The organism is Pseudoselenomonas ruminantium, assembly GCF_900113715.1.
Lineage (GTDB): Bacteria > Bacillota > Negativicutes > Selenomonadales > Selenomonadaceae > Selenomonas_A > Selenomonas_A caprae.
Window position 1 is genome coordinate 126104 of the sequence record NZ_FOQK01000006.1, and the last position, 9629, is coordinate 135732.

Sequence of the window (9629 nt, forward strand, 5' to 3'; positions counted from 1 at the left end):
ATTTGTTTCGAGATAAAGATAGTTCTCTTCAAGCCCCGGGATTATCTTTTTGGCCATGAAAAAGGACTGCTGCACGTCACATTACGTGCAACAGCCCCTTTTGCTTTTATGTCAAACTTTACCGGAAAACTTCAATTGTTGACGCAGGGGGTGTAAAGGTGTAAAATCCTTATTTAAATATCAGGTTTGCTATTGGGCATAGCTTGCGGATGATGGGAGGGCTTAGAATGAGCAGGATAGTGGTTTTGGTGGGCAGCAACCGAAAGTATTGGCTGCAAAAGTTGTTTCCAAAGAGAGGGAAATCCCTGCTTCCAGCAGGACGACATGCAGCAGGCCTTTCAGCTGGGAAAGACCATATCGTAGCATGCGAGGGGAGAGAAGCGACGTGAGGATCTATAAGGAGCCCGATAAAAAGAAACACATCGATTTGTTGTTGCTGGCGGATGAACAGGAGAGCATGATCGCGAAGTATTTGGCTGAGGGCACGATGTATGTGCTGGAAGACAATGGCGTAAAGGCTGAATGCGTAGTCATGGATGCGGGCAACCGCGTGCTGGAAGTGAAGAATATCGCAGTGTCACCAGAGGCGCAGGGGAAGGGCTATGGGAAAAAACTCATCGAATTCCTGGCGGATCGTTATGCAGCGGATTTTGATGAGCTGCAGGCCGGTACAGGGGACAGTCCGCTTACCATCCCCTTTTATGAGCACTGTGGCTTTGTCCGCTATGGCGTGCGAAAGGATTTTTTCCTAGATAATTATGACCATGCCATCTTGGAAGGGGGAAGACAGCTGGTGGATATGATTGTATTGCGCAGGAAGATCTGATGTACGAGCGGGAAACAGTACCGCTGCTTGCTGCCAGCGCAGGCTGGTCTTAGCAAAGCCGTGGACAGAGGACGGTCAAAGGGAGTATAATATACGCATTATGCGCTGGCGGTCCGTTGGCAGGACATGACATGGCAAGCATCAGCAGCGGGAAGATTTCACGCTGCTGATTTTATGAAGACGGATCATAGATCTGGCGGAAAAGATAGAGGCAATATGGTAGTGGACAGGGAAACGAGAGGGAACAATGCGTGCATCAGCTGAACAGATAGAGATAATAAAAGCATCCCAAGAGTTGCGGCTTGGGCAGGTCATGAAGATCGACGCTTGTGCGGGCTCGGGCAAGACCACCACGCTGCTGGCTGTGACCAATGCGAATCCGCAGAAGCGGTTCCTGTATCTGGCCTTCAATCGCAGCATCGCCGATAAGGCCAATCAGGTATTTCCGGCCAACACCAGGGCGATGACCATGCATAGCATGGCATACAGGCATTTCTTTTCTAGCGGGTCGCGGCCAGTCCTATCGGCTATCAAGATCGATATGCTTCATGACTGTTTCCCCTCCAAGACGAATCATGAGCTTTTCCTGATGCTCGGCAGATATAGGGATTTCCTTATATCCGCTGAGCATGATTTTCCTAGCAGCGAGGTAAAGAAGATCTTTGAGCTGGTGGCGGAGGGAAGACTGCCTATGCCGCATGACCATTACCTGAAGCTCTTCCAGATGCTGTCACCGGAGGAACAAGGTCTGGGCAGGCGGTATGACTGCATCCTGGTGGATGAGAGCCAGGACTGCAATCCCGTGACGCTGAGCATCATCAACCGGGCTGCCTGCAGCCGGATCTTTGTCGGCGATTCGCATCAGTCGATCTATGGCTTCCGCGGAGCTATCAATGCGTTGGCACGGCAGAAGGCTGATGTAACGCTCCAGCTGACCAATTCATTCCGTGCCCGCCAGCCGATCCTGGACAAGGCCAATCTCTACATGAAGGTGTTCATGGATATGCTCTATGATGGGCAGGTTCCATACTACCCCATGCATTCCATGATCAACGAGGCGAAGCTGAAGAATAAGCAGACAGCCTGCATTACCCGGACAAATTCGGCGCTGGTGGATCTGATTGACGAGTATCGGGAAAAGCCGGAGCGTGTTTATCTGGTCAAGAAGCCTGAGGATGTATTCAAGACAGCCATTGCGGTCAAGGAATTCCTCTTTGACCGGCGCCATGACTTCGTGGGGGAATTCAAGTTCCTGAACCGGCTGCACAGCAAGGAAGAATTGAAGGAGTATGCTGAGAGCACCGCGGATGTGGAGATACTGTCAGCGATGAAGATTGCGGAGAATTACGAGGATGATCTGTATGAACTGCAGGATGTTGCCCGCCGCATGAACAGGCCGGAAGCGCCGCTGGTGCTGACCAATGCGCATACCAGCAAAGGCTTGGAATGGCATACTGTAAGATTGATGGATGATTTCCCGGATCTGGGGTTCCGCTATATGAGCTGCCGGTTCAATGCGGCAAGGTTCAAGGCAGGGATGAGCCCCTTGGAGCAGCAGGATGAGCGGTTCAAGGATTTCATCCAGGAACTGAATCTTTATTATGTGGCGGTTACCAGAGCCCAGATCAAGCTGGTGGATATGACGGAGAATGCTGCGTATCAGAGCCGGGAGGCAATCCTCAAACATCTGGAGGAATGTGAGGCCGCGGTCAGGAAGGCGAAGGACAGACGCAAGCTCCAGAAGGGAATCGAGCAGGAACAGGATTGGGTGGCACAAAATGCCCGCAAGCACCACAAGACCTCGCAGCTTAGGATGTGGGAGACGGAACGGGAGACAATCCTGGCGCGCATGCGGAAAAACATCAAGGACTGTGCGGTGTCGGCTAACGATTTCAAGGAATTCAAGAATCTTCTCGCCCTCGGCGGCATACTGCTCCAGAAGAGGAAAAACGGCTGGGCCTATGTGGATTTCTATGGCAGAGGGATAACGGATGCAAGACTAGGCAAAGAGTTCACCAAGGAGCATATCATGAAATTGCTGGACAGCTGATTTCATGATATGCCGATGACATTTGGGGAGCTGCTACTGCTGCGCCTGATGATGTGCCAGAAAATTTTCTGGAAGAAGCAGGAAAAAGTCACATCGATGTCATAAAGACATAGTAAGATATAGCCAACGAAAAAGGGAAAAGAGGTGTCTTCAGGCGCAGATTCCGCCGTATAGCCTGCGCATCATGACGGCGGAGGGAGCCTCGCTCATGGACAGCTTTAATCGGATGGCCCGTGAGCTTTGCAGCCTGGACGAAATGCGCAAGGATTTTATCGGCAACGTTTCCCATGAGTTCAAGACACCTTTGTCCTCGATCGTAGGCTTTTTTTGCAGGGGACCATCGAATGTCATAGTGAGGCGGGACAGGGGACAGAAATGCTCGTTACCCTGCCCCGCAGGATTTACTGATTCGATGCTGTCGAAAAAAATTAAAAGGAATTTTCTAAAAAGTCATATTAAAGTCACAATCATGTGATAAGATAAACTTGATTCGTGAGTGCAAAAGCATTGTTTCATGATTTAGACAAGGAGGGACTTTGTAAAATGGCAATGGTAAAAGATTATTTGAGCAACAAATTCAAACATGGTATTGAGGTTGGCGTCTTGTAATATGGTGTGGCGCAGGAAACCACTTCGCCGGATGTGGCAGAATCCATCATGTATTGGGCCTCCTATGCGCCGGGGGGCAATCGCGGCTTCGGTGTCACTGCAGTCCGGGCTGGCCGCTATGGCCGTCATGCTGCTGACTTGGGCGTCAGCTTCCTGGCCTTCGGCGCCGATACGGCCTTCTTGGCTGCCGCCGCCGATAACACCTTGGAAACTTTCACCAAGGATATCAAACGCTGATTATTGGTTGCGATTTTGCATTCAAAACGGAAGGAAGTGCCAAACATGGAAATCAAAGCGGTTAAACTCTATGAGAAGGGCTTCATGACCCAGCCCTTTGCAATGGGCGGCGAGGATGGCGTGGATAAATTCGATGCCAGAGTGCGGTATCGGTCCACCCTGCAGAATTTCCTCATCGATACGGGCAGCGAGGTAATCTTAGTGGACACGGGGATGCCCCTTGAGGCACCGGATATGGTGGTGGACAAAAAGACTCAGATTTATCTGGGCAGCCGCATCAAGGATTATGTCTCGGCCTTGAAAGAGCTTGGCTATCAGCCGGAGCAAGTGACGAAAATCCTCGTCACCCACAAGCATGCCGATCATACCGGGGAACTGCGGAGCTTCCCTCAGGCCAAAATCTACATGTCCCCGGAAGAAAAGGAAACTACGGAATACAAGGGGGATAACGTGATCGGCGTGGCCTATAAGGACGGCCCTTACCACAATTTCCCTGCCTCGGAGAAGATCGCCGAGGGAGTCTATCTGCTCCCGGCCAAAGGCCCACACCACAGGCAATAGCATCATCATCGCCGAAGCGGATGGTCTCTTCTACATGATGCATGGCGATGTGACCTACACCGATGAAGCTCTCTATGAGAACAAGCTCTCCGTGGTCTTTGAAGATCAAGCTGCCGCCAGAGACACTTTGGATAAGGTGCGGGAGTTCATCCGCAACAACCCCACGGTCTATTGCTCCACGCATACGCCTCTGGGCTATGAGAATCTGGAGAGCAAGAAGGTGGTGGATCTGGACAATCCGCCTCAGACCATTCCACCGGGAGAAATCGCTGTGAAGGAGGCCACGGGCAAATATATCTGCTCCATCTGCGGGCAGGTCTACGATCCGGCCGTTGGCGATCCGGAACACGGCATCCCCGCAGGGACGGCCTTTGAGGATCTGCCTGCGGACTGGAAGTGTCCGCGCTGCAAGCAGAGCAAGGAGAAATTCAATAAAGCGTGATATGGGCGAAGATGTAGTAAGGCAGTTTCGGATATTGTCTTGAAAGGGGATAGAAAAATGAGCGGGAATCCCATGTTCAACATTTCTTACGGGCTCTATGTGTTGACGGCTAACAACGGACAGAAGGACAACGGGTGCATCATCAACACGGTGACGCAGGTTACCTCAGAACCCAATCAGATAACCCTGGCGGTAAACAAGGGGAATCATACCCATGATATGATCATGGACACGAAGGCTTTCACGGTGTCTGTGGTGAGCGAAGCTGCGGACTTTGAGCTGTTCAAGCATTTTGGTTTCTGTTCGGGCCGCGAAGTGGATAAGTTCAAGGACTTCACGGCCGTCGAGCGCACGGCAAACGGTACCTTGGCCGTGACAAAAGGCACCAACGCCTATATCTCTGGGCGGGTTACACAGGCTTGGGATGTGGGAAGCCATACCATATTCTTGGCGGATGTGGTAGACAGCAAGATACTATCTGCTGTGAAATCTGCTACCTATGGCTATTATCAGGAACAGATCAAGCCGCGTCCCCAGGCCGCTGCCAAAGGGAAGACCATATGGCGCTGTACAGTATGCGGCTATGAATACGAGGGCGAGGAACTGCCCGAAGGTTATATCTGCCCCCTCTGCAAACACGGTGCGGCGGATTTTGAGAAAGTGACTGGCTGAAAGGCAGAATACAAAAAAGGCACTTCCATAGGAGGTGCTTTTTTCTGTCCCCAGGCTAAGCCATCGTGGTGGAGGGATATAATTCTAGGTTGCTGATGAAATGTCCTGCAAGGAAGGGATGAAAGGTGGTTTTGCAAATGAAGCGTATTTCTTGCAGGTATTAGGTATGGGATGTAGAAGAAATACGTGATCATTGAAATTATGGGGTGATGACATGGATGAGGAGATAAGTTGGCAGGAGCTTATCCGCAGGGCTATGGAAAAAGAAGCGTCGGATATGCATTGGACCGTGGGGCAACGGCCGCATATGCGGTGTGAGGGCGTATTGGCGCCTGTGGATGGACGCCCGCTTACGGAGCCATTTATGGCTGGCTTTTGCGCTGTGATCATGGATGAGGAGCAGCGAAAGCGGCTGGCCCGGGAAAAGGATATTGACTTGTCATGGACGTTCGCAGGACGGCGGTTCCGTGTCAATGCTTATTATCAGCAAGGATTTCCTGCCCTTGCCATCCGTCTGCTGCCGGAGAGGATTCCGAGCCTTGCGGATATAGGGGCGCCTAAGGCCTGGCAGAGGATAAAAGCGTTTGACCAAGGGCTGGTGCTGGTGACAGGCAGGACAGGTTCTGGCAAGACTACGACCTTGGCAGCCTTTATCGAGGAGCTGAACCAGGAGAAAGCGTATCATATCATCACGTTAGAAGATCCGGTGGAGTTCTGCTATGTGCCGAAGCAGTGCTTCATCAGCCAGCGTGAGTATGGGAAGGATTTCTTTTCCTTTGCCCGGGCTTTGCGCAGTGCGCTGCGGGAGATGCCGGATGTCATCTTAGTGGGGGAGATCCGTGACCGAGAGACGATGCAGACGGCCTTGATGGCAGCAGCTTCGGGGGTGCTGGTTCTCGGGACACTGCATACACGGTCAGCCGCTGAGGCGGTCATGCGCATCGAGGGGATGTTTCCGCTCGCTCAGCAGGATTCAATCCGGGCGCAGGTCGCTGAGGTGCTGACGGGGATCTTTGCGCAGCGGTTGCTGCCGTGCTGCCAAGGAGGCCGTGTCTGCATGAGTGAGGTGCTGCTGGCTGTACCGGCGGTGCGCAGCTTGCTCCGGCAGGGCAAGTACAGCCAGCTGGAGTCTGTGATGATGAGCCATCAGCAGCAAGGGATGCAGACGGGGCAGGCTGCGGCCGAGCATCTATACCGGCAAAGGCGTATCACGCAGGAAATGTATGAACGATATGGGGAAAGCCTGACGATGGGAGGCTGGCAGGGATGACGGCATATGCGTATGAGGCACGGAACCGCAAGGGGGAGCTGTTCACGGGCCGCGTCAGTGCGGAGTCGCGGCGGGAAGCGGCGCGCCAGATACGGGCAAAAGGCTTGTGGGTTGCCAGTCTGGAGGAGCTGGGGCACGGGCGTCATTTTCCAGCCCTTGCCCGCATCAAGGCGATGGCCGCGCCGCAGCCATCGCGGCTGCTGGTGGTGCTGTTCTGCCGGCAGTTAGCGGTGATGTTGTCGGCGGGGATGCCGGTGCATGAGGCGCTGAAGGCGCTGCGGACAGGCAAAGACAGCAGCTATCAGCAGCTCCTCGATAAGCTGCTGGCGGCTGTCATGCAGGGAAAGTCCTTGCATGAAGCGATGCAGGGGGTCCCGAAGGTCTTTTCGGCCCGCATCGTCAGCCTGGTGAAGGCTGGCGAAGTGGCGGGGACGCTGGATGTGATGTTTTTGCGGCTGGCGGATTTTTTGGAGAAGTCCTATGCGGCGCAGGCAAAGCTGAAATCTGTCCTGCTCTATCCGCTGATCTTGGGGGTGACGACCCTGGTGGCCTTTGCCTTCATGACGGTCTTTGTGCTGCCGACCTTTTCGGCGATGCTGACGAGCCTCCATACAGAGCTGCCGCTGCCGACAAGATTGCTGCTGGCTGTTTCCGCCCTGGTGCTTGCGCATGGCCCGGAGCTTTTCCTCGTGTCGGTGGCCGTGCTGGTGCTGGCGGCCTATGCCTGGCAGCAGGAAGGTGTTCGGCGCCGGCTTGACCGCTGGTGCCTGCGGCTGCCGCTTTACGGGCGGCTGGTCTGCTTTGCGGAATGGCTGATGCTTCTGGGCACACTGGCAGTCCTGCTGGAGAATGGCATCCGGCTGCCAGCGGCTCTGGCTTTGCTGCCTGAGGTTACGGCGAACTGCTATCTGCGGCTGGTATTGCAGGAGGCACGCCAGGCAGTCGAGCGCGGGCTGCCGCTGCATGCGTCCTTGTGCGCCTGTCCTGGTTTTCCGGCTGTATTGGGCGAGATGGTCCTGGCGGGGGAGAAATCGGGAGAGCTTGAGGTCATGCTGGCCAAGGCGGCAGAGTTTTGCCGTGTCGTCGTGCAGAATGAGTCGCGCCGGCTGCAGGCGCTGGCTGAGCCTGCGGCTATCTTCCTGGTGGGCGGCCTGGTGTTTTTCTTTGTCCTGTCCATCATCCTGCCTCTGCTCGGTATGATGGATGCCTTGACCTGAGTGGATTTGTGTGTGTTGATGCTGTTTTGTGGGAAAAAAATGCTGTATATGCGCAGGTGGCTAGCCGTGGCTGTTGATTTTTTGTATAATTTTGACTAAATCGATAACCTGTGCTGGGATTGTGAGGGGATTATATGCAGTATCTGAAAAATTATGGGTTTGTCATCTTCATGCTGATCGGCATCGTGTCCGGCACGGCCGTAGGGCTTTGCTGGCCAGAGGCCAAGGGCCTCAAACCGCTGGGCGATCTGTTCATCAATATGATGTTCTGCATCGTGGTGCCGATGGTCTTTGTGTCCATCGCTTCGGCGATTGCCAATATGGGATCGGCTGGGCGTGCGGGCAAGGTCATGGGCATCACCATCACGACGTTCACCGTGACGGCGCTGATTGCTTCGCTGCTGATGTATGGTGTTGTTTCCTGCATCGACATCGTGCCGGTGGGCTTTTCGGTCAGTGAGATGGCAGCGTCGGCTGCGGAAGTCAAGAGCGTATCCATCAGCGAGCTGGTGGTCAATTTCTTTACGAAGCCGGATTTTGTGGAGCTGTTGTCACGGCGGGCTATGCTGCCGCTGATCGTCGCTGCTGTCATCTTTGGTTTCGGTGTCCAGCTGGCTGGCGGCCGGCAGACCATGACGGCCAAGCTCCTTGATGATCTGTCACGCTGCATCATGAAGACGGTGACGATTGTATCGTATTATGCGCCAATCGGTTTCTTCGGTTTCTTTGCAGATCTGGCAGCCACGTATGGCGGGGACCTGATGGGCGGTTATGCGAAGACACTGCTCGTCTATTGGGGGATGTGTTTTGTCTATCTGGCCGTGTTCTTTCCGCTCTATGCCTGGTTTGGCGGTGGCCGTCATGCGGTCCCGCTGATGTGGCGTCATATTTTCCGGCCCGCTGCCGTTTCCTTCGGCACTTGTTCGTCGGTTGCGACGATCCCCACCAATATCGAGGCGGCAAAGTCAAGTGGCGTCTCGAAGGAGGTGGCAGACATCGTTCTGCCACTCGGAGCGACGATGCATATGGATGGTTCGGCGATGGGCGCGATCATCAAAGTGGCGTTCTTGTTTGGCATTTCGGGCATGGACTTCAATAGCGGCGAAGCCATCCTGGCCATCGCCATTGCGGTATTCTCTTCCGTAGCGATGTCGGGGATTCCCGGCGGTGGCGGTGTGGGAGAGCTGGTGCTGTGTTCCTTCTTCTTCAATAACAGTCCCGAGCAGCTGACAACGGCATATACCCTTGCTCTGGCAATCGGCAACCTGATCGATCCGCCAGCGACCATGGTCAATGCGGCTGGCGATTATGTGTCGACGTATATTGTCTCGAAGTATGTGGACGGCAAGGAGTGGCTGCAGGAGCGGTTGGCTTCTGCAGAGCAGGCTTGATTTCAGGATCCATCGAACAGAATATGGCAAGCATAAAAAAGCCACGGGCTATCCAAGCTGATATGCTCCCTATTAGGTAGACAGAAGAAATAATAAAACTGTCTGCTTGATAGGGAGCATTTTATGTACAAGAAGAGATTATCACCCGAAGAGAAAATCCACTTCATTGAAAAGTATAAACGTGGAGAGGGCAGTTATGCCTCCATAGCCGCGGATGCAGGTGTTGACAGAAGATCCTTCAGGCAATGGGTTCGTAACTATGATGCTTGTGGCCCGGATGTATTCTTCAAACGACATCATCAGCACTATTCTGTTGAGTTTAAGGAAACTGCTATCCACGATTATCTTTCTGGC

General features: G+C 53.6%; 10 protein-coding genes. All 10 read left to right on the forward strand.

The window, feature by feature from the left end; translation table 11 throughout:
* Nucleotides 1-385: 385 nt before the first annotated feature.
* Nucleotides 386-826, forward strand: a complete 441-nt coding sequence (locus tag BM181_RS04885; RefSeq protein ID WP_218150095.1) for a GNAT family N-acetyltransferase — start codon at nucleotides 386-388, stop codon at nucleotides 824-826.
* A 247-nt stretch (nucleotides 827-1073) separates the two neighbouring features.
* Nucleotides 1074-2876 (forward strand): UvrD-helicase domain-containing protein, encoded by a 1803-nt coding sequence (locus tag BM181_RS04890; protein ID WP_075442681.1) that lies wholly within the window; start codon nucleotides 1074-1076, stop codon nucleotides 2874-2876.
* Between the two features lie 615 nt (nucleotides 2877-3491).
* Nucleotides 3492-3722: a hypothetical protein gene (locus BM181_RS04900; protein WP_075442683.1), complete on the forward strand. Its 231-nt coding sequence runs from the start codon at nucleotides 3492-3494 to the stop codon at nucleotides 3720-3722.
* Between the two features lie 45 nt (nucleotides 3723-3767).
* Nucleotides 3768-4283, forward strand: coding sequence for an MBL fold metallo-hydrolase (locus tag BM181_RS04905; protein ID WP_075442684.1), 516 nt, complete (start codon nucleotides 3768-3770; stop codon nucleotides 4281-4283).
* Nucleotides 4284-4317: 34 nt separating this feature from the next.
* Complete coding sequence (locus BM181_RS15720; RefSeq protein ID WP_371263009.1) at nucleotides 4318-4725, forward strand: rubredoxin; 408 nt, start codon at nucleotides 4318-4320, stop codon at nucleotides 4723-4725.
* A gap of 57 nt (nucleotides 4726-4782) precedes the next feature.
* Nucleotides 4783-5397, forward strand: coding sequence for a flavin reductase (locus BM181_RS04915; protein WP_075442685.1), 615 nt, complete (start codon nucleotides 4783-4785; stop codon nucleotides 5395-5397).
* Between the two features lie 214 nt (nucleotides 5398-5611).
* Nucleotides 5612-6667, forward strand: a complete 1056-nt coding sequence (locus BM181_RS04920) for a type IV pilus twitching motility protein PilT (RefSeq protein ID WP_075442686.1) — start codon at nucleotides 5612-5614, stop codon at nucleotides 6665-6667.
* Nucleotides 6664-7884: a type II secretion system F family protein gene (locus BM181_RS04925; protein ID WP_075442687.1), complete on the forward strand. Its 1221-nt coding sequence runs from the start codon at nucleotides 6664-6666 to the stop codon at nucleotides 7882-7884. Before BM181_RS04920 ends, BM181_RS04925 begins: the two co-directional genes overlap by 4 nt.
* 134 nt (nucleotides 7885-8018) lie before the next feature.
* On the forward strand, nucleotides 8019-9275 hold the full coding sequence (locus BM181_RS04930; protein WP_075442688.1) for a dicarboxylate/amino acid:cation symporter: 1257 nt from the start codon (nucleotides 8019-8021) through the stop codon (nucleotides 9273-9275).
* Nucleotides 9276-9398: 123 nt separating this feature from the next.
* The coding region (locus BM181_RS04935; protein ID WP_143092114.1) for a transposase at nucleotides 9399-9629 on the forward strand (231 nt) is incomplete at its 3' end.

What these genes read in the sequence shown, in the direction of transcription:
- BM181_RS04890 (WP_075442681.1), top strand. Translation starts at nt 1,074, where the DNA reads ATGCGTGCATCAGCTGAACAGATAGAGATAATAAAAGCATCCCAAGAG.
- BM181_RS04905 (WP_075442684.1), top strand. Translation starts at nt 3,768, where the DNA reads ATGGAAATCAAAGCGGTTAAACTCTATGAGAAGGGCTTCATGACCCAG.
- BM181_RS15720 (WP_371263009.1), top strand. Translation starts at nt 4,318, where the DNA reads ATGATGCATGGCGATGTGACCTACACCGATGAAGCTCTCTATGAGAAC.
- BM181_RS04915 (WP_075442685.1), top strand. Translation starts at nt 4,783, where the DNA reads ATGAGCGGGAATCCCATGTTCAACATTTCTTACGGGCTCTATGTGTTG.
- BM181_RS04920 (WP_075442686.1), top strand. Translation starts at nt 5,612, where the DNA reads ATGGATGAGGAGATAAGTTGGCAGGAGCTTATCCGCAGGGCTATGGAA.
- BM181_RS04925 (WP_075442687.1), top strand. Translation starts at nt 6,664, where the DNA reads ATGACGGCATATGCGTATGAGGCACGGAACCGCAAGGGGGAGCTGTTC.
- BM181_RS04930 (WP_075442688.1), top strand. Translation starts at nt 8,019, where the DNA reads ATGCAGTATCTGAAAAATTATGGGTTTGTCATCTTCATGCTGATCGGC.